Origin of the sequence: Chitinophaga silvatica (genome assembly GCF_003419895.1) — a bacterium.
Classification (GTDB): Bacteria; Bacteroidota; Bacteroidia; order Chitinophagales; family Chitinophagaceae; genus Chitinophaga; species Chitinophaga silvatica.
Window position 1 is genome coordinate 326,920 of record NZ_QPMM01000004.1, and the last position, 19,372, is coordinate 346,291.

19 protein-coding genes and 1 riboswitch are annotated in these 19,372 nt (G+C 40.4%); of the genes, 2 read left to right on the forward strand and 17 right to left on the reverse strand.

The window, feature by feature from the left end:
* Window positions 1-15: 15 nt before the first annotated feature.
* The 7 genes from DVR12_RS10825 to DVR12_RS10855 form a co-directional block, all read right to left on the reverse strand.
* Entirely contained in the window at window positions 16-2,964 is a 2,949-nt protein-coding gene (locus DVR12_RS10825) for a SusC/RagA family TonB-linked outer membrane protein (RefSeq protein ID WP_116975690.1), read from the reverse strand.
* 409 nt (window positions 2,965-3,373) lie between these two features.
* Window positions 3,374-4,972, reverse strand: coding sequence for a DUF6377 domain-containing protein (locus tag DVR12_RS10830; RefSeq protein ID WP_147323445.1), 1,599 nt, complete (start codon window positions 4,970-4,972; stop codon window positions 3,374-3,376).
* A 138-nt stretch (window positions 4,973-5,110) separates the two neighbouring features.
* Entirely contained in the window at window positions 5,111-5,569 is a 459-nt protein-coding gene (locus DVR12_RS10835; protein ID WP_116975692.1) for a copper resistance protein NlpE, read from the reverse strand.
* 34 nt (window positions 5,570-5,603) lie between these two features.
* On the reverse strand, window positions 5,604-6,755 hold the full coding sequence (locus tag DVR12_RS10840) for an esterase-like activity of phytase family protein (RefSeq protein ID WP_116975693.1): 1,152 nt from the start codon (window positions 6,753-6,755) through the stop codon (window positions 5,604-5,606).
* Between the two features lie 94 nt (window positions 6,756-6,849).
* Window positions 6,850-7,683 (reverse strand): ferritin-like domain-containing protein, encoded by an 834-nt coding sequence (locus DVR12_RS10845; RefSeq protein ID WP_116975694.1) that lies wholly within the window; start codon window positions 7,681-7,683, stop codon window positions 6,850-6,852.
* A gap of 10 nt (window positions 7,684-7,693) precedes the next feature.
* Entirely contained in the window at window positions 7,694-8,404 is a 711-nt protein-coding gene (locus DVR12_RS10850; protein WP_116975695.1) for a ferritin-like domain-containing protein, read from the reverse strand.
* A gap of 204 nt (window positions 8,405-8,608) precedes the next feature.
* On the reverse strand, window positions 8,609-8,761 hold the full coding sequence (locus DVR12_RS10855; protein ID WP_116975696.1) for a lmo0937 family membrane protein: 153 nt from the start codon (window positions 8,759-8,761) through the stop codon (window positions 8,609-8,611).
* A gap of 233 nt (window positions 8,762-8,994) precedes the next feature.
* Between DVR12_RS10855 and DVR12_RS10860 the strand changes: the two genes are divergently transcribed.
* Window positions 8,995-9,435, forward strand: coding sequence for a PA2169 family four-helix-bundle protein (locus DVR12_RS10860; RefSeq protein ID WP_158563250.1), 441 nt, complete (start codon window positions 8,995-8,997; stop codon window positions 9,433-9,435).
* Between the two features lie 412 nt (window positions 9,436-9,847).
* Here the strand turns inward: DVR12_RS10860 and thiH are convergent, their stop codons facing one another.
* The 7 genes from thiH to thiS all read right to left on the reverse strand — a co-directional run bounded on the left by thiH (window position 9,848) and on the right by thiS (window position 15,646).
* A complete protein-coding gene (gene thiH / locus DVR12_RS10865) occupies window positions 9,848-10,951 on the reverse strand; it encodes a 2-iminoacetate synthase ThiH (RefSeq protein WP_199417084.1) in 1,104 nt (367 codons plus the stop codon).
* A gap of 4 nt (window positions 10,952-10,955) precedes the next feature.
* Window positions 10,956-11,735, reverse strand: a complete 780-nt coding sequence (locus DVR12_RS10870) for a thiazole synthase (RefSeq protein WP_116975699.1) — start codon at window positions 11,733-11,735, stop codon at window positions 10,956-10,958.
* Window positions 11,735-12,355, reverse strand: coding sequence for a thiamine phosphate synthase (locus DVR12_RS10875; protein ID WP_116975700.1), 621 nt, complete (start codon window positions 12,353-12,355; stop codon window positions 11,735-11,737). The genes DVR12_RS10870 and DVR12_RS10875 overlap by 1 nt, the downstream gene beginning before the upstream one ends.
* Window positions 12,352-13,101, reverse strand: a complete 750-nt coding sequence (locus DVR12_RS10880) for a hydroxymethylpyrimidine/phosphomethylpyrimidine kinase (protein WP_116975701.1) — start codon at window positions 13,099-13,101, stop codon at window positions 12,352-12,354. The genes DVR12_RS10875 and DVR12_RS10880 overlap by 4 nt, the downstream gene beginning before the upstream one ends.
* Entirely contained in the window at window positions 13,074-13,661 is a 588-nt protein-coding gene (locus DVR12_RS10885; RefSeq protein WP_158563251.1) for a thiamine phosphate synthase, read from the reverse strand. The genes DVR12_RS10880 and DVR12_RS10885 overlap by 28 nt, the downstream gene beginning before the upstream one ends.
* Window positions 13,645-15,354 carry a phosphomethylpyrimidine synthase ThiC gene (gene thiC / locus DVR12_RS10890; RefSeq protein ID WP_116975703.1) on the reverse strand — a complete coding sequence of 570 codons (1,710 nt, stop codon included), beginning with the start codon at window positions 15,352-15,354 and terminating at the stop codon, window positions 13,645-13,647. Before thiC ends, DVR12_RS10885 begins: the two co-directional genes overlap by 17 nt.
* Window positions 15,355-15,442: 88 nt before the next feature.
* Window positions 15,443-15,646 carry a sulfur carrier protein ThiS gene (thiS, locus tag DVR12_RS10895; protein WP_116975704.1) on the reverse strand — a complete coding sequence of 68 codons (204 nt, stop codon included), beginning with the start codon at window positions 15,644-15,646 and terminating at the stop codon, window positions 15,443-15,445.
* 52 nt (window positions 15,647-15,698) lie between these two features.
* Window positions 15,699-15,799: riboswitch (TPP riboswitch) on the reverse strand.
* Between the two features lie 83 nt (window positions 15,800-15,882).
* Between thiS and DVR12_RS10900 the strand changes: the two genes are divergently transcribed.
* Window positions 15,883-16,353, forward strand: a complete 471-nt coding sequence (locus DVR12_RS10900; protein WP_116975705.1) for a lipocalin-like domain-containing protein — start codon at window positions 15,883-15,885, stop codon at window positions 16,351-16,353.
* 6 nt (window positions 16,354-16,359) lie between these two features.
* Here the strand turns inward: DVR12_RS10900 and DVR12_RS10905 are convergent, their stop codons facing one another.
* The 3 genes from DVR12_RS10905 to dnaN all read right to left on the reverse strand — a co-directional run bounded on the left by DVR12_RS10905 (window position 16,360) and on the right by dnaN (window position 19,046).
* A complete protein-coding gene (locus DVR12_RS10905) occupies window positions 16,360-16,611 on the reverse strand; it encodes a hypothetical protein (RefSeq protein ID WP_116975706.1) in 252 nt (83 codons plus the stop codon).
* A gap of 35 nt (window positions 16,612-16,646) precedes the next feature.
* Window positions 16,647-17,465, reverse strand: coding sequence for a sterol desaturase family protein (locus tag DVR12_RS10910; protein ID WP_116975707.1), 819 nt, complete (start codon window positions 17,463-17,465; stop codon window positions 16,647-16,649).
* Between the two features lie 462 nt (window positions 17,466-17,927).
* Window positions 17,928-19,046 carry a DNA polymerase III subunit beta gene (gene dnaN, locus DVR12_RS10915; RefSeq protein WP_116975708.1) on the reverse strand — a complete coding sequence of 373 codons (1,119 nt, stop codon included), beginning with the start codon at window positions 19,044-19,046 and terminating at the stop codon, window positions 17,928-17,930.
* Between the last annotated feature and the right edge of the window lie 326 nt (window positions 19,047-19,372).

The window sequence follows — 19,372 nt, forward strand, 5'->3', positions numbered from 1 at the left end:
TTTTTTAGCTGGAAATTATAAAGAGAATGATACACCGAACACCACGCTTCTGGCAGTTGGATAAGGTATATACTCAATACCGAAAGAAGACACACCATTGATGTTTTTGTCGGTATTTACTTCAGGATCGAAGCCGGTATATTTAGTGAGTACGAATAGGTTCTGGCCTGTAACGTAAATAACAGGATTTTTCAACACCTTACCAGCAATATGGAACTGGTGAGAGAGAGTGATATTATCCAGTTTCAGGAAGTTACCATTTTCGAGGAAGCGTGAAGAAGCAGCAGGTGAGTTGGTTTTGGATTCTCCATTACCCAATACTGATTTTGCAACGTTTCTTGAACCAAGGTTATTGATTGGAAGAACAGTGTTGGCAGTATTGTTATAAATCTGGAAACCAAAAGCACCGTGAGAGCTGGCAGATAATGACCATCTTTTATATTTTACTTCAGAATTGATACCCAGTAAAGCTTTAGGGTTAGGGTTGGTCAGATAGAATTTCTTACCATTTTCGGCGTAAATACTATTTCCTTTATCATCAAATCCTTCAAATTTCTGCAAATAGAAAGTATTAAGAGGGTAACCATTTTCCAAACGTTGAGAGAACGCATCGGAAACACCCTGACCATCGATAGAACCAGTTCTGATAACCGGACCAGTATACCCTTCAAATTTGTTTTTCAGGTAAGTACCGTTAACACCTATAGACCAGCTCCAGTCTTTAGACTGAATTACCTGACCTCTTAATGATATTTCAACACCAGTATTCACCACCTTACCAGGGAAATTGATCCAGTAAGTAGATGCTGGGGCCGGAGACATTGTAGTAAAGCTAAACAGCAGATTACTGGTGTTTTTCAGGAAGTAATCAATAGTACCTGTTAAACGATCTTTAGCAAATCCGAAGTCGACTCCTATGTTCAGCTGCTTTGAAGTTTCCCATTGTAAATCCGGGTTTGCAACGTTAGAAAGTTTTGCACTTCCGGCAGCTACGGTGTATTGAGACTGAGCAGCACCAGCCGGGAACTCCTGGTTACCAGTAGTACCATAACCAACTCTCAGTGCCAGATTGCTAAATGTTCCGCTGCCTTTAAGGAATGATTCATTGATTGTATTCCATTTTGCTGCAAAAGAAGGGAAATATCCATAACGGTGGTTCGCTCCAAATTTGTTGGAACCATCGGCTCTCATTGTAGCGGTTAGGATATACTTATCTTTTGCATTGATTGTTGCTCTGCCAAAGAAAGACTGTAATTCAGATTCCGGATTGCGGAAAGAACTTACAAAAGTATTTGTTTGGGAAGGAGACTGCAGTTGATCATAGTATTTGAGGGCTTGGGTAGGGAAACCTTTAGCCCCAATACCAACGCCTGAATATTCGAATTTCTGAACCTCATAACCTACCATGGCAGTCAGGTTATAGCCTTTACTAATCTCATTATTATAGGTTAAAGTGCTGTTAAACAACTGTGTATTTAGTTCAGCAGTATTATAAGCAGCAATACCATTGTTATAGACCTGATCAATGTTAATGGATTTATCGAGTTGTGCACGGCGTTGTCCTATCTGGTGGTTAACGCTATACATAGTTCTGAGTTCCCAGTGATCGTTGAATTTGAAGTAAGGAGAAATACTTCCCAAAATGAAGCTGATGTTGGCATTATCATCATAGCCGGCCGACATTAAAGCCGGGTTTACTGGCTGATTAACGCCGAGGGTATAAAAAGAACCATCTGCATTATACAGAGGATCGGTTGGGTTCCATTGTAAAGCCTGACCAACTAAGCTACCGGTAAATCCGGCGTTGTTAGAGATAGGAGCCAGTTGTTCATTAGTTTGGGCAGCCATGATATTGTAATCGACACCCAGTTTCTGACTTTCCAGGAATTTATTCTGACCGCTTAAAGTAGCTGTATATTTTTTCAGGCCAGATTTTTTAACGATACCTTCCTGGTTCATTAACCCGAAAGAGGCTCTGTACCTTCCGGTTTCATTACCGCCACTCATGGCAATACCTACGTTTTGAGTAATACCGGTGCGCAGAATAGATCCTAAACCATCAGAACTGGAACCACCATCACCACCTGTTTGGTTGTATTGTTTCAGGGCAGCACGATATTCATCAGCATTCAGGACATTCAGTTTTTTCATGATGCTGCTTTGACCAACAGAATAATTGACATCCAGTTGCATTGGTCCAACCGCTGCTTTTTTGGTGGTAATAATAACAACACCATTAGAGCCACGGGAACCGTAGATTGCAGTAGCAGAAGCATCTTTTAATACTTCCATGGTGGCAATATCGAATGAGTTAATAAAGTTTAGCGGGTTAGCATCAGGGGTCTGGCCTAAGCCGGTTAAACTCAGGGAAGGACGGGCAACGCGGCCATCTAACGGTACACCGTCTACTACGTATAACGGCTGGTTACCTGCACGAACAGACGATACACCTCTGATTCTTACTGTTGCAGATGCGCCTGGGGCACCATTATTATTTAAGATCATTAAACCGGAAACTTTACCTTGGATCAGTTGATCCGGAGCGGTAGTGATCCCCTTATTGAAATCTGCAGCTTTTACCTGAGCAATAGCACCGGTAAGGTCTTTTTTACGGGTAGTTCCATACCCCACTACAACTACGTCTGTAAGCGTAGTATTTTCCTGGGAGAGTTGAATGTTGATACTGGATTTATTGGCAATACTTACTTCCTGGGAAGTATAGCCAATAAAAGAGATAATTAATGTAGCGGCATTATTGGCTACAGAAAGTTTGAATGTACCATCGCCATCGGCGGTGGTACCAGTTTGGGTGCCTTTTACCTGGATAGTAGCGCCGGGGATTGCGGAACCGGTTTTGTCTGTTACTTTTCCGGTAATTGTCCTGTTCTGTGCAGCAGCAACATACTGTAATGCAAACAGTAAGGTGCACAGAAGAAGAGTTTTGATGGATCGTGTCTTGAACATAATGTGGATTTTTTTTGCGCAGTGAAATGCTGTTCTTTAAGCGTTTTGTCGATGCTTACTTTGAATTTCTAATGGCAATAGGAAGCTGTTAGCAGTAAATGTTTTTACTGCAAGGCAAGCGACGTGGATGCAATTAAATTTCCCTTTAAGGTTTCATCGTGGAACGACTGGAGTCGTTGGCTACTTTAAGTGTGTTTTTTAAACGTTTTTAGATTCCTGGTTTTTTATCGCGACTGATGATGATCAAAGTAAATTATCAATCGGCAGGTCAACAACTAATACAAGCAAAATATAGAAAATATTGTTCTATTTTTGGAGATGTACAATTAAAAATGATTGATAATCAATCGATTGAATTTGTATATAAATTTTTATTATATAAATGAAATCAGGGTTTTTCTGGGATTTTTTACAGGGCTTTTATATCCATAATTCGTTGTTCGAATTCCTCACTTGGCATTAAAGAGCGTTTTTTGATTTTGGTTTTATAAGCATAAATAGTGTTTACACTATACTCTAAAATACTGGCTATCTTTTCATTATCATTTATTCCAATTCGGATAAGCGCAAATATTCTCAAATCTGTATTTAATAATTCGTTTTCCTTAAGAATAACCTGGTTGTCTTTATCGAAAAGGTCATTGAATGCAGTAACAAAATGAGGAAATATTTTTAGGAATACCCTATCGAAGTTCATGAATAGTTCATCTCTTTCCTGCCTGATGTTGATGTTATTAATAATGAACTTTACCTCGGCTGTAGATTTGCTATCGGTTAACTTTTGCTCCAAAGTTTGCTTTAACTTTTCCAGTTTGGCAATATAGGTAGCATTAATATTAAAGCAGTAACCTACATACTCTTCTTTAATTTTATTTGCTTCAAGTAATTGATTATTAATCTCCTGTTGTTTCAGGTGGGCTTCAGTAATAATCCGTTGGGCAACCTTAAGTTTTCGTACCTGTCTGAAAACGGTTATAGCTAATACAACTAAAGCTACAAGTAATAGAGTGACGATTGCAGCATAGATGAGTAACGATTTGGTTCTTTCTTCAGCAGTAAGTATTCTTTCGCGCTCAATAATGGGTAAAATACTACTAACCATTACTTTTCTTTGGCGGGCGCCATAAAATACTGCTTCGGCAATTGCCCTCTCAATACAGTGAGAAGCATTCTTAATATCACCTTTTTCAAAAAGCAAGGTAGCCAGGCTATAACTGGCCATAGTTTCTTTAGTTGAAGCTCTGATATCGGAAATCGCTGATCTAATCATCAGTGCAATAGCTGTATCTATCTTTTCTGTGGCCACATAAATAGCTCCTAATGTGCAGGCAGAAACCGCAATTTGCCTGTCGGTTAAGCCAGGTTGATCCAGGTTCGGGTAAATAGAAAGGGCCTCCTTTACATTTCCCAGTTTAAATTGCTGCAAACCCCTGTTATAACGGTATTCAAAAGAATTGGGCGACATCAGGTGAAGGGCGGAGTCGATATATCTGCTGGCAGTACGAATATATTCCGGAGTGTAATATTTATCCTGGTTATAATCGGCAAGATCGAAGTACAATCTGCTTTTCATCAGATAGTACTCAATTTTTGTACTATCGGGGCTACCATTGGCATTTATGGTGTTAATAAAAGCTGCTGTTTCGGTAAACATGCCACTGGAGAGTAAGATGTACCCCATTTTTACTTTAGCCTCCACAATCCTTACAGGGTCCTGCAGCTGTTCAGACAGGTTTTCCATCAACTGAGCATATACGAATGCCGAGTCGAAATTAAATACCTTATAGGCATTATAAAGTTGAAGGTAGGAATTGTAAAGAGTATGAGGGTCACGCCTTTGCAGTCTGCTACGCAGACTGTCGATTCTTTTTATTTTGATGGAGTCATATAACGTGGATTGCTCCATTGCCTTGTTTAACTCCTTCATTAGGCTGTCGACGGGCGCTTTTGCAACAGCGGTGAAGGTCACAAACATAAATAAGGCAAGGCTGCCTAGAATTCGATTCATAGCTCGATTGATAAAAAACACAGGTCTAAGCTAAATTTAAGTGACTTTTTTGATAAAAACTATTGTTTTACATAAAGTAAAAAATGCAGAAGCGAAGGTTATTGATAACCTTCGCTTCTGCATTAGAATTATTATTTATTACTGAACTTTTTTCAGGGAATAATTATGATTGCTTTCTATGGTTTTCATCTCAGAATCCAGCAATTTCAATTCATTTTCTGAAACCTTCTTAAAATAGCGTTGCAGGTTTTTGTCTTTATCCGGATTTAGTTGAATGATAGTTGCAGCTGGGTCGGCAGGTGTGCCCTGCAAAACCGCAAAATTTCCTTCACTGGGGAATGATTGATTTTTACCCAGATAGGTTTCTTTCATGCTGAAATGATAATCCTTGTTATCAGTATTGGTAGTAAGGGTCAGATCAGTAATGATACCCTCGCAATCGGCACAGGGAAGTGTGCCTGAATAGGTAACAGTTGTTATTACAGAAGTATCGTTTGGATTGGAAATAATAGCGCTGTCTGTTTTCCCTGTTTTTGATTTAGAGTTTTGACAGGAAAAAAGAGCTATGCAGATAATCAGAAAAGTAATATGTCTCATATCCGATTTTTCCTTAGATAACAATATGTTATACCTATTGTTTTGACGGAACTACTTCAAACAGAAAGAATTGTGATTCTTCCTTGTCGGAAAAGTTGTTATCGGCAACGAATATGAGGCTTTGATGGCCGTTGGGCAAAATAGGCCCAAATGTCACCCCTTCTATATTATCGATATATCGGTTTAGAGAGGCGAAATTAAAGAGCAGCTTTTTGCTGGCTGGTTTAAAGCCCGGAGTTTGTTTTAGGGAGTTAATATTTTTGATATCGGTTGCCCCTTTGAGATCTGTAATAAATAGTTTTATAGTACAATCCCTGATTCCTGTAGAAAAAGATCTTTCTATTGTCAGAATCCGGGTATCAGATAAAGCCAGGATATCAGAGATACCATTTACCTTAAAAGCATCTTCGGGAATGGCTTTATAGGCAATAGGCTCTAGTTTGTAGGCATATTGTGCTATAGGTTGTCTGGTATCCACATTATATTTAATAATACGGGTATAAGCCGGACCATCAGTTACATCGGAACGAGGACCATCTTCATATCTTGGTTCTTCCAGGCTTACAAACATATGTTTGAAATTATCAGAGAATCCAATCCCTTCAAAAACGCCGTTTCTTCTGGGCCCATTTTCTGTAGCCTTCATTACAAATTGGGATGGAAGTGCGAATGAATCGAGATACTTACCTGTCAGGCTTATTTCATAAACTGCAGGGTTATTCAGGATGGTATCCTTATCTGTAACAATTCTTTCACCTTCGCTGCTCCAGACAAGGCAATTCTTTTTTGGATTAAATCTCATAGCTTCCGGGTCAGGTGCTAAAGATGGCGCTGTTTTGGAGTCGGGGTACGTTTGTCCTTGAGGATTAAGCAGATAGGTGACTTTTGTAAAAGCCACACTATCAAAAGATTTATCTGTAAAATATAATCTGGCGGTATAAAATCTGGCAGGATTAATAGCGGATCTATCGTCGCAGATCAAATAATAGTTTTGAGTCTGAGGGTCGTAATCAATACCTGAAAGTCCACCTACTGTGGTATTATCAAAGGAAAGATTGTAGGGCACGTTGTATTGGCCAATTAATTTTAAGGAGCCAATGGATTCATTGTTATTAGTTTGCAGGCGGGTGGTTCTGCAACTGCTGGCGAGAACGATTGCCAGCACACATAAGCAAAAATTTTTCATGCCGGCAATTTAGTAAATCTGTGTTAATCTATTGTAAAGGCCAGCTCAGAAGAGCCGGCCACCGGATATTAAGCTTTGACCAACTTATGTGTATTTATGGTTTAATGAATAATTTGGCGATGGGTAGTACCTGATCCATTGACAATGGTTCATCAAATGCTTCAGAGGCGCTATTGGCGCCAATGTTATCTAATGCTGCAATATCAATTCCTGCCTGAACTATTAATTCCTCACCTGCGTAGGAAGGATTTACTGCTGTTGTTGCGATTCCGCTCTGATTTAAGGTAATCCATGGTTTTAGAGCTGCAGTGGCACCTAACTGGCCAATTGCTCTGCGCATAGAACGTATATGAGAGGCATGACGTGCTTCTACAGAATGAATGCTCAGTGCCGCAGTTAATACTGTGGCATTGCCAGATAAGTTTGCTGCCTGGCCTTTATAGGCTCGTACACCAGTGTCTTCAAATGTTTGTGCAACAGCCAGAAAGTAGTTATAATCTGAAAATACAGTTGGGAAGGTTCCACCGGCTGTAAAATCAAATTCCGGGCTGGCGGGTGCTCCACCCAATCCGCTTAGTACGGTTTGTAGAAAATTGACATGCTCTTTCTCGTGATCGCGAATGGTAGTAATAGCGCCCAAACCGGCAGTGGGTATGAGGCCCGGAGTTGCTATGCCCTTAATATAGTAGGCAGATTCGAGGTATTCCAGAGTAAGAGCATATTTCAGTACATCGGCCACACTTGTTCCGGAAGTTGTTTGTGAGTAGGCTTTTTTGAACATTCCACCCAAGGCAAAAGGGATAGCAGCGAGTGCTATTTTGCCACTTATACGCGTAAATTCTTTCATGGCAGCCCGACGACTATCTAATCTGTCGTAAACCTCTGGGTCTACTTTTTCGATTTCATGAAAAATATTCTGTAAATCCATGTTTTTACATTTATGCGTGAGGTAAAGTATTAGCGTTAATTTTTGTTTTGATGTATTTGCCAGCAATAGCAAATACCTGAGCCGGAGTTCTTACCGTATCCAGTCCGTTAGCATCTACAACATCATTGCCTGCGAAAGAACCAGGTTCGATGAGGTCCCGGATATAAGCTGCATGCCGGGCTTCCACCGACACGATTTTACCGGCGAGTAAGAGATATGCTTTACCTGTATCGGTAGAAGAAATATATTGGGCTGCACCATTATAGGCAGATACCCCGAGGTCTTCAAACGCTTTGGCGGTAGCGAGAACGCTGGCCCGACTGCTAAAATCAATGGAACTAAAATCTACCTCAAGCCCAATGATAGCGTTTGTGGATAATGCCTTTTTAAAAAAATCCCGGTGCCCAATCTCATGATTACGGATGTCTGTAAAAAATTCCAGTTCGGTTGGAGTTATACCGGAATACGGAGAGGCTACTATCTGGGTATAAAAGGCGGCCTCCAGTTGTTCCAATGCATAAGCAAAATTAAGAACAGCAAAATCTCCAGAGCCGAGGCTCACCCCATTATCAACATAATCATGGTCTTTATGACATGCAGCCAAAGATGTTGCTGTAGCTAATGCTGCACCCATTCCCATGTATTTGAGGAAGTTGCGCCGTTGTAGGTTGGGCATAACCTTTTCGTCTTTCTCTGAAGAAAGATGCTTTAAAATGTGCATGAGGTAAATTTTTAATGAGAAGGAAATAGTTTACTACTGCTTATTTTTTAATAAGCAATAGCGGTTTTCATGCTGCCTGCAGGTACGCTCGCACAGGCACTGGGTAAGATATACGGAGTTTTAAAAAATTTGGTTTCAACAAACAAAAAAATCCCGCGAAAGAACAATTAGAGTGTCTTTCGCGGGAAGTTGAATTAATGGAGATTATAAGCTTCTCCCTCTAATAATATTTACAAGTATGGCAATGATGGCTAATACTAGAAGTGCATGAATTAAGGCGCCGGCTGAATACACAAAAAAACCAAGTATCCATCCAATAATCAATATAACGGCAATCAAATAAAGCAGGCTGTTCATATTATAAAAATTTGATTCTAATTAGGTTATAAAAACATTATGCCAATTCTTTAATATGTTTATTTCCAATGGGTAAAGAAACTCGGAAGCAAACCAAGCTGTGGAAGCCTCTCCACCATCCGAGCAAAAATGCATCATGATCACATTTTTATTTCTTTTGTAAATAACTGTTCTTAAGGGGGTTATTGTCTGGTCGGGAATTTGAGATGTTAATTTTTATAAAAGTTACTACAATGCAGGAAGAAAAAATAGGTACTGTATTAAACGACCTTGTGAAAATCAATGAAGCCAGAATTATTGGCTATGAGAAAGCCATGGCTGCCATCCAGGATGAAGACGAGAAAGCCCTGTTTCAACAAATGATAGAAGAAAGCAAGAGAAATATTATTGAGCTGCATGAACAAATGCTGGCGCACAATAGTGGTGATGAGGAAGAAGGAAAGGTTTACAGAGCCTGGACGGCAGTGAGATCTCCCTATGTGGGGGATGACAGAAGTATGGTATTTACTTTTTGTGAATATGGAGAAGATACGGTGCAATTCGCTTATTCCAGCGCATTACATCTGCAAGTAATAATGCCTTTCAAACTGCGGGAAGTATTGGCTGGGCAACAAGCCAAACTGAAAGAAGCGCATGATACTATTAAAAGTTATAAAGATGTATTGAAAGATTAATTAAGTGTGCATTATCCCTGTAGTTGTTCTTTTTATTCATATTCACCCAAGTTAGTGTTGTTCATTAAACCCATACTATTTTTGAATACATGATATTCCAATCATACTTATGTTAATAAGTAATATGGCAACTACGGGATTTTCGGTACAGGGCTGCTTTTACTATGAAGGCAGCCCTTTTTATATCTGTAGAATGATCTGAATGATGATAAATTCATTGATATTGCTGGTCTTTTATTCAAAGTCTATCCTGGTTATTCATTTTATTCAGTTTAGTTGGGAGGTATAAAATAATAAATTGCTACGTTACCTTTGAAACGATTCTAAAGAAGTACACTCCTTGTATATATATTTTAACCTCCCCATGAAAAACAAATAGATGATCAGGTGACCTAACCAGTCACCTTTTTTATTACCATACATAAGTCCAGTCTTTATACACCGGTTGTAACCCCTGGCTCTTTAGCATTTCAATTACTTCTTCCACACTCCTTTCATCCGAAATTTCGAATTGCTCCAATGACTGAGGATCTATACTATATCCTCCCGGATTTGTACGGGAGCCGGCACTCATACTGGTAATGCCGATTGTAGATAACAAATTCCTAAACCTGGCGCTTTCCCTGGTTGAAATACTTAATTCCACATCCGGATTAAATAATCTGTATGCACAAATTAACTGTACCAGCTCTCTGTCGCTCATTTCAACCTTAGGAGCCAACCCTCCCGAAAAAGGCCTGAGCCGGGGGAAGGAAATGCTGAAACGTGTTTTCCAATAGGTTTTTTCCAGATAACTCAGATGTAAGGCAGTAAAAAAACTATCTGTTCGCCAGTCTTCCAATCCTATTAAGACCCCCAATCCAATTTTGTGTATCCCGGCTTTGCCGATGCGGTCGGGAGTTTCAAGTCTGTAGTGGAAGTTCGACTTTCTGCCTTTAGGATGATGTAGTTTATAATCTTCTTCCTTATAAGTTTCCTGGTATACCAATACTGTATGCACACCCAGTTCTGAAAGCTCTTGATATTCTTCAGCCTCCAAAGGTTGTACTTCAATTGATATCTGTGCAAAATGTGGCCTAAGTAGTTTGATGGCATTTCTGAAATATGGCATCCCAACCATCTGGCCATCTTCTCCGGTTACCAGCAACAGATGATCAAATCCCCTCTTCTTCAGTATAGCTACCTCCTGCATAATTTCAGTATCCGACAAAGTTTTCCTGGGCACCTTATTTTGTAAGCTAAAACCACAGTAAGTGCAGATGTTTTTACATTCATTGGATAAGTACATAGGAATGTATAACTGCATAGTGTTACCAAACCTTTGTCTGGTAAGCATACTGCTTTTACTTATCATTTCCTCCAGGTATGGTGCCGCAGCAGGAGAAACTAAAGCCGCGAAATCAGATACCAACAGCTTTTCCTTTTTCAAGGCTGCTTCTACCTGCTCACTCGTAGCCGTATGGATCAGTGTTTTAACTTCTGCCCAATTATATTTTTCAAAAAGATCCTTAAACATCTTATTAAGATTCTGATTCATTTAAAAAGGCAATCATAGGGCTGCTTGCTATCGCATGGGTTGATGTGGCAGAAAGCCCGGCTTGCTGTGCCATCAGCCCTGCCTCTACTCCCGCCTTGAATGCAGCTGCCATTTGAACCGGATTACTTGCAGTAGCAATAGCTGTATTTACCAAAACCGCACTGGCTCCCATCTCCATCGCCAATGCTGCATGGGATGGACTACCAATTCCGGCATCTACAATTACGGGAACATTGCTTTGGGAAATAATGATTTCCAGGAATTCGGCAGTCTTCAAACCTTTGTTACTCCCAATAGGTGAGCCCAGAGGCATTACGGCAGCAACACCAACATCTTCAAGACGTTTGCAAAGCACCGGGTCGGCATGTATATAGGGTAATACTATAAATCCGGCTTTGACTAATTCTACGGCTGCCAGCAAAGTTTCGATTGGATCTGGTAGTAAATAACGTGGGTCTGGATGTATTTCCAGTTTTACCCAGTTGGTTTCTAAAGCCTCTCTCCCTAATTCGGCAGCAAAAACTGCTTCTTTGGCTGTTCTGGCACCAGATGTATTTGGCAACAAATTAATTCTGGGATGTGCCAGATGTTTTAGCATCTGATCGGCTTTATTATTTTGATCTATTCGTTTAAGCGCTACTGTTACCAGCTCCGTTCCTGATACCAGCAATGCGCTTTCCATTAATTCGTTAGAAGCAAATTTTCCTGTGCCGGTAAATAAACGGGAGGAAAAAACCTTGTCTGCAATTCTTAATGGTTCCATTAGTTATTTCCTTTTAAAAGGTTATAAATTTCTTTAACAATCAGGGCTTTATTGTTGCTGTTAGAGATCAGTCCACTTACTGCAATGCCGTGTACTCCTGCTTCTATCAGCGCCGGAATATCTTCCAGTTTTATTCCTCCGATAGCAATCAGTGGAATATTCAATTCATTCTGTTTTAATGTGGTTAATATTTGCCTGTATCCTTCCAAGCCCAGTATTGGACTTAGTTTTTGTTTGGTAGTTGTAAACCTGAAAGGTCCGACTCCCACATAGCTGGCGTTATTTTGAATATGCTGTGCTATTTGTTCAAAAGTATTAGCAGTACCTCCAACGATCTTATTGTCTCCAACTACCAGCCGGGCAGCAGCGGCATTCATATCTTCCTGCCCAACATGCACTCCTGCAGCCATTACTTGTACTGCAATGGCAGGATGATCATTGATAATAAGGGTAGCCTGATAACGATCACAGAGCTGTTTTACCGTTGTTGCCAATTCCTGTATTTCAGCTACAGGCTGGTCTTTAACTCTTAATTGAATCCAATTGCAACCGGCATCGCAGGCAGCCTGGATGTTTTCGAGATGTGGATATTGTGAGATATAATGTAATTGACTGATCATATATGGTGATAACCGATGAGTGATGAATGACTGGCCAGTAATTTTTCCGTATATCTTTTACCATTAGAGCAAGATTCTGTTAGTGTCATTCCTTTCGCTAAACATGAAGTAATGGCGGCAGACAGTACACAGCCCGAACCATGCTTTGGGTATACGTTTTCCGGCCCTGGTGAAAATTGATGGATATTGTTTTGGGTATACAATATATCGTAGCCCAATTGTTGAGTTCTGTGCCCTCCTTTCAGTAGTACAGAACAAGATGCAGAAAGTTCCAGTGCTGCACCTTCGGCATTGTTGATACCCGTTAATTGTTGTGCCTCTATTGCATTAGGCGTAATCAGATAAAGGAGCGATAAGATTTCTTTCCAAACAGAGAATTCCTGACTTGCATGGAAATTAAACCCTGCAGAGGCTTTGAGTACTGGGTCGAGAATAATTCGTATACCTGGTTGAAGCATTTTTAAATCTTCAATTAATTCAAGAGTAGCTTTAGCACCAGGCATGATACCTATTTTGCAATATTGAAGATCCTCTTCCAGTAGTGGCCGCACCTGTGTAAGTATTTCATTATTCGAAAGCCAGGAAACAGAAAACACTTCAGCCGATGTTTGGGCAGTAATGGCAGAACAGCATCCGTAGCCAATTACCTTATGCTGTTCGAATGTTTTTATATCTGCCAGTAAACCTGCACCACCACTAGGATCCAGGCCTCCTATACTCATTGCCTTTGGTCTGATTGCTTCCATGCTTTCTGAATTTTTAAGAATGATTGAATAGCGGTTTCAGGATGTTTCCATATGGCTCCAAGAAGTGCTGCTCCGTTGAAATTCCAGTTTTTAAGCGACGCAATATTTGTATGGTTTACACCTCCCAAAGCCAGTACTGTTCGGTTTTGAGTTTCAATCTTGCAAGCATGTAAGCCCTTGTAACCCGGTTTTGAGATACTATCGAAAACCGGGCTTAACAGAAGTGTATTAAACCGTCTATCCTTTTCAGTTAGTTCATTAATGTTGTGAATGCCGGTACAGTGTTCTTTGCCTGTAGTAAACGTAGGTGTTTGATTCCAATGAATACCGGCAAGGCAGTACTGTTCCGCTAATTGATAATGATTACGGATCAGGATTTTTGAATAGATTGATGAAGGAAGTTGATTTAATAACAGTTCGTATTCTTCTGGCTTCCAATCGGGTTTTCGTATGATCACCCGATTGGCGCCAGCATGAATAAGATCTGTGATAATTGAAACTTCATCCCTGATGAAATGTGGTGCTGTAATTACCCAAAGCATATCAGGAGTATATTTCACCGCCTTTCTGAATAAAGGAGGCCGACATTTCCTGCATCCCTGCTTCCTGGGCCTGTGTATCATTTAGTCCGTTTGCTTCAGCATAATCACGTACTTCCTGAGTTATTTTCATGGAGCAGAAATGCGGGCCACACATCGAACAGAAATGAGCGATTTTGGCACCTTCCGCAGGTAAAGTTTCATCGTGATAAGACTTCGCGGTTTCAGGGTCAAGTGATAAGTTAAACTGATCTTCCCATCTGAATTCAAATCTTGCCTTACTGAGTGCATTATCCCTTAATTGAGCGACCGGATGACCTTTAGCCAGATCGGCAGCATGAGCAGCGATTTTATAGGCAATAACCCCTTGTCTTACATCTTCTTTATTAGGCAAACCAAGATGTTCTTTAGGAGTAACATAGCAAAGCATAGCAGTGCCCATCCAGCCGATCATTGCGGCACCAATAGCAGAGGTGATATGATCGTAACCAGGAGCAATGTCGGTAGTTAATGGACCAAGCGTATAGAAAGGTGCTTCATGGCAATGTTTTAACTGCTTATCCATATTTTCCTGGATGAGGTGCATTGGTACATGGCCCGGACCTTCGATCATAACCTGTATCTCATGCTTCCAGGCTATTTTGGTGAGTTCACCTAAAGTTTCCAGTTCGGCAAACTGGGCAGCATCGTTTGCATCGGCAATGCTACCTGGTCTGAGTCCATCACCCAGGGAGAATGAAACATCATAGGCTTTCATGATCTCACAAATTTCTTCGAAGTGGGTGTAGAGGAAGTTTTCTTTGTGGTGGGCAAGACACCATTTAGCCATTATTGATCCACCCCTGGAAACGATACCGGTTGTGCGTTTTGCGGTGAGTGGAATATATCGTAGTAGTACACCGGCGTGAATGGTGAAGTAATCGACACCTTGTTCGGCCTGTTCGATAAGTGTATCTCTGAAGATTTCCCAGGTAAGGTCTTCTGCTTTACCATTTACTTTTTCGAGTGCCTGATAAATAGGAACGGTACCAACCGGAACGGGAGAATTACGGATGATCCATTCTCTGGTGGCGTGAATATTTTTTCCGGTGCTTAGGTCCATCAGTGTATCTGCCCCCCATCTGCAGGCCCAGACGGCTTTTTCAACTTCTTCTTCTATACTGGAAGTAACAGCGGAGTTACCGATATTGGCATTGATTTTTACCAAGAATCTTCTGCCGATGATCATGGGTTCACTCTCCGGGTGGTTGATATTAGCGGGAATGATGGCTCTTCCGGCGGCTACTTCCTCGCGAACTATTTCAGGAGTAATGAGACCGGGTTTGTTAGCCAGTTGATTTTCCCGAATGGCGATATATTCCATTTCCGGAGTGATGATACCTCTTTTAGCGTAGCTAAGTTGGGTGATATTGGAGCCGGGTTTGGCGCGGAAGGAGTTGTTGGATTGGAGAACATCATTACGGTCTTTTATCCATTGCTCTCTGATACGGGGAATACCGACAGCGGGATCGATGGAGATAGACAGATCGGTAAACGGGCCGCTGGTATCGTATACAACAACGGGTTCGTTAGGAGTTTCCTGTTTATTATTTCGTGTATTCGTTAAAGTTATTTCCCGCATTCCTACTTTAATGGGATGGATAATACCATCAACATAAATTTTTTTTGATGCGGGCAGGGGTATCCGGCTGATGGCCGTAGAAGTAGTGGTCATAAGAAAATCGGTTTGTAAGAGTAATAAGATTCCTGTTCCGTATGATAATACGGAAAGGGATATACGTAGTTAGAGAATTGGGAGCGGTTTAACCTCCTTGAGTGGCGCGGATAATGGTTACATTATCGGCGTTATTCAAGGGTTTATCTGCCCATGATGCTTTTGGAATTACCTGGTTGTTAATAGCAACCGCGATACCTTTGTGAGTAGTAATTTGAATAAACTGTAAGAGTGCAGCAATGGTAGTTCCCTGCTGCACCGCATAAAGTTCATTGTTTACAAGCACTTCCATAGTGATTGGAATTAAAAGTGAAACAATAAACTTTAAGGATGTAAAGATGAGAAAGATTCAGTCTACTTTTCCCTACGGCAGTCCTAACTGCTTCAGGTACTGAGGGTATCATCTCAGTTTATCCCGGAAGGATAAACACCCCTAAAGAGCCACGAAAGTAGCCAAAAAATATCAAATACAAATGGGGGGAATAAAATTTAGAGCAGTTAAAAAGAGTAAATTGTAATTTTAATGGTATGATTCGATTTACACTAATAGGATTTTTAGTATTGTTTGCGGCGTGTGGTCATAGCGGTAAGCAGACTTCAGTTGAAGAGTGGCATGAGGATAGTAGTTTGCTTAGTATCGCAGACAGCAGTAATGCCGGCATCACTGACAGCATCGCTGCTGTTGCGGATACGCTGCATGTTGATGCAGCAAAGCTCATAGGAAAATGGATAAGACCTGTAGAGGGTCTTGATAGGGAGGTTCAGGGTTTCCAGTTAAGAAAGAACGGTACAGCTAAATCCATTAATATGTATACATTGGTATATGAAAAATGGGAGCTGTTGGGCGACACCTTACTGTTCTGGAATCATTCAGAAGGTGTAAAAGATACTGCTACTATCGTTGATACAACTATTATCAGAGCATTATCAGATACTTCGTTGGTATTGTATCCTATACATGCTGCTGAAGGTTATACAGAGCATTACAGGAAACAATAGCTGTTATCAATTATAGATTTGCCACAGGCCAACCAGGCAGGCAACAACGGCCATAAAAATTCCGGCGGCAGCCAACTGCATATCGTCAATATTTTTTCTTCCAATAAATAGAGAGATCAGACCTACAATTGCGGCTACGGCACCTGCGGTAACTGCGTTAGCTGGATTTTTAGTTGTGAAGGCAAAGGCAGCGGAAAGAACGCCAATGATCAGAGCTGAGAAACAAGCTGTTTTTGTTAAAGTTGTTGAATGTTGCATATGTATTCGAGTTTTAATAAACAGGTTAAGGAATATTATTTTACCTGGATGTCCTGATTTGGTAAGGGCTCCCAGGGTACTTTCATTAGCGTACCAATCTGCTCATAACGGGTTTCCTGATATTCATCGAGCACGTATTTCAATTTGGTTGTTTCTACTTTCTTAAATGTGCCAAAAATTCTATCCCATAATGAAAAGATGTTGGCATAATTAGAATCGGTTTCTGGTTGATAAGTGCTATGGTGAACTTTATGCATATCCGGAGATACCAGCACCCAGCTTATTGAATCGTCGAGCCATTGAGGTAGGCGAATATTTGCGTGGGTAGCCTGGGAAAACAGGACAGATAAACTTTGATAGAACATTACCATCCAGAATGGTACTCCTAAAATAAAAATGGCAATAAATAAGGCTCCCACACGCCACAGGCTTTCAACAGGGTGATGCCGTAGGGCGGTGGTGGCGTCTATTTCTGTGTCGATATGATGTATTTTATGGAACTGCCATAGCCATGCTTTCTTATGTTGTACCCAATGAATGAGCCATGCGCCCATAAAATCGAGTAACATAACTGCGAGCAGGGTATGTAGCCAAAGTGGTAATTTGACCAGATATAATATGCCAAATTGATTTTGAGAGGTATATCTGGTTGCTTTCACAACCAGGAAAGCAAGGGCAGTATTAATAATAGCAGTAGTAAGTGTAAAAAACAGATTAATACCGGCATGACGATACCGGTTTCCTTTGAAGTGAAACCTGGGTGCAATACCTTCTAATATCCATAACACCAGTAATCCTCCTATCAGTATAAGGGTACGCAAAGACGACGGAATATGTTCAAAAAAATTGACCATAAAACGGATTAATCTTCTAATGCTTTACTTGATAATTATCGGTTCTTCGACCAGGCGAAAACAAAATCTAACGAGGATACGGGGTGGGAAAAGTTATCAATCAACTGCTTTCCGTGGTGAAAAATTACAACTAATTATAGAATAAATAAAATAGTTCTTTTCTGCCACAGTCAAGATATTGGAGGGTATAATATTATGTATTACTATAAAAACAAATTGGTGTTTGAGGTAAAAAAATATAGTCATATAGGTTAAACAAAATCAATCCCACAAGTTGGTATAGTATTGTGCAAATAGCCGTAATCCTTCTTCGGAAAAGTCTTGCATTTCTTCCCGGGAGGATTTGTCATTTTTTGTAGGATAGACAGATGCCTTTATTCTAAAATGTCTGTTTACTAATGGCTACAAAAGCAAAAGGCTGTATCATATTTTGATACAGCCTTTTATTATATAAGGTAAAAATTAGTTATTCAGCATTAAAGGCATAACCAGCATGAGCAGGTCTTCATTTTCTTCTTTTTCGGAAGGTCTGAGAATTCCGGCTTTGGTAGCAGTAGCAAGGTCGATGGAAATTTCGTCACCTTCAGCAACGTTGAGCATTTCGATGAGGAATTTCGCGTTGAAAGCTATTTGCAAATCACTGCCGGTATATTGGCAGCTCATACGCTCGTTACCTTCGAAGGAGAAATCAACATCCTGAGCGGAGAGTTGTAATTCGCTACCGGTGATATTCAGGGCTACCTGGTTGGTGCTCTTATTAGCGAAAACGCTTACACGTTTCAGGGCGTTTTGGAAATCGTTCTTTACAACGGTGAGGCGGTAAGGGTTATCTTTAGGGATAACTACTTTATAGTCAGGGAATCGGGCATCGATGAGGCGACAAATCATTTGGGCGCCATCGTGTTGCACGAAGAAGTGGTTCTGACTGTAGGAAACTTTGATTTCAGAATCGTTGTCTGGCAAAGCAGATTTCAGGAGGTTTAAAGGCTTTTTAGGCACGATAAAGGTATCGGCCTTCGGGCATTTAACATCAGTTCTTACATACTTTACAAGTCTGTGAGCATCAGTAGCTACGAAAGTGAGGCTTTCGGGAGAGAGCTCAAAGAATACACCGGTCATAGCAGGACGAAGATCGTCGTTACTTACAGCGAACAAGGTTTTGTTGATAGCTGTAACGAGGCCGGTGGCAGTCATTGTAAAAGATGTAGTATCATCTGCTGCCGGTTCTTTTGGAAAGTTTTCGGGATTTTCGCCCATAACTTTATACTTACCATTGTCTGAGGTGATTTCTACAGCGTAGGAATTCAGATCAATATGGAAAGTGAGTGGTTGATCAGGCAAGTTTTTGAGCGAGTCGATCAAAATTTTTGCAGGAATACAGATTCTTCCACTTTCCTTAGCTTCCACCTCCAGCTTCACCCGCATAACAGTTTCCAGGTCTGTGGCAACTACGGTCAGTTCGTTTTTGTCAATCAGGAAAAGAAAATCCTCCAGTATTGGCAATACTGTATTCGAATTGATAACTCCGCTGATCTGTTGTAATTGTTTTAATAAAGTAGAGGAAGAAACAATAAATTTCATGGTTTATATAAGTTTGCTTATCATTTTTGCCAATCGGGTAACCTTTGCGTTTTGCTCTAAAATTCACATGTTACCTATCTTAAAGGTCAAATGTACAGTAAAACAAAGATAGTAAGATTTGTTATTCTCTTTATTTCATCACATCTTATACACTTATATTATAGCGTTTTACACAACCGAAACCATATCTGTCATATGTTGTTTTATTTGAATAATAGTTATTGATAAGTTAATGAGAATCAATATTTGTTTGACAAATTTTAATAACTCAACTTATTTGTTAATATTCTTGAAAAGAATCCCCCTGTATTTAATGGTATGTTCAA

Coding starts and splice junctions, on each gene's coding strand:
- DVR12_RS10825 (WP_116975690.1), bottom strand. CDS start 2,964: ATGTTCAAGACACGATCCATCAAAACTCTTCTTCTGTGCACCTTACTG.
- thiS (WP_116975704.1), bottom strand. CDS start 15,646: ATGGAAGTGCTTGTAAACAATGAACTTTATGCGGTGCAGCAGGGAACT.
- thiC (WP_116975703.1), bottom strand. CDS start 15,354: ATGACCACTACTTCTACGGCCATCAGCCGGATACCCCTGCCCGCATCA.
- DVR12_RS10870 (WP_116975699.1), bottom strand. CDS start 11,735: ATGGAACCATTAAGAATTGCAGACAAGGTTTTTTCCTCCCGTTTATTT.
- DVR12_RS10860 (WP_158563250.1), top strand. CDS start 8,995: ATGCAGGAAGAAAAAATAGGTACTGTATTAAACGACCTTGTGAAAATC.
- DVR12_RS10880 (WP_116975701.1), bottom strand. CDS start 13,101: ATGGAAGCAATCAGACCAAAGGCAATGAGTATAGGAGGCCTGGATCCT.
- dnaN (WP_116975708.1), bottom strand. CDS start 19,046: ATGAAATTTATTGTTTCTTCCTCTACTTTATTAAAACAATTACAACAG.
- thiH (WP_199417084.1), bottom strand. CDS start 10,951: ATGTTTAAGGATCTTTTTGAAAAATATAATTGGGCAGAAGTTAAAACA.
- DVR12_RS10905 (WP_116975706.1), bottom strand. CDS start 16,611: ATGCAACATTCAACAACTTTAACAAAAACAGCTTGTTTCTCAGCTCTG.
- DVR12_RS10900 (WP_116975705.1), top strand. CDS start 15,883: ATGATTCGATTTACACTAATAGGATTTTTAGTATTGTTTGCGGCGTGT.
- DVR12_RS10875 (WP_116975700.1), bottom strand. CDS start 12,355: ATGATCAGTCAATTACATTATATCTCACAATATCCACATCTCGAAAAC.
- DVR12_RS10835 (WP_116975692.1), bottom strand. CDS start 5,569: ATGAGACATATTACTTTTCTGATTATCTGCATAGCTCTTTTTTCCTGT.
- DVR12_RS10845 (WP_116975694.1), bottom strand. CDS start 7,683: ATGGATTTACAGAATATTTTTCATGAAATCGAAAAAGTAGACCCAGAG.
- DVR12_RS10840 (WP_116975693.1), bottom strand. CDS start 6,755: ATGAAAAATTTTTGCTTATGTGTGCTGGCAATCGTTCTCGCCAGCAGT.
- DVR12_RS10910 (WP_116975707.1), bottom strand. CDS start 17,465: ATGGTCAATTTTTTTGAACATATTCCGTCGTCTTTGCGTACCCTTATA.
- DVR12_RS10855 (WP_116975696.1), bottom strand. CDS start 8,761: ATGAACAGCCTGCTTTATTTGATTGCCGTTATATTGATTATTGGATGG.
- DVR12_RS10850 (WP_116975695.1), bottom strand. CDS start 8,404: ATGCACATTTTAAAGCATCTTTCTTCAGAGAAAGACGAAAAGGTTATG.
- DVR12_RS10830 (WP_147323445.1), bottom strand. CDS start 4,972: ATGAATCGAATTCTAGGCAGCCTTGCCTTATTTATGTTTGTGACCTTC.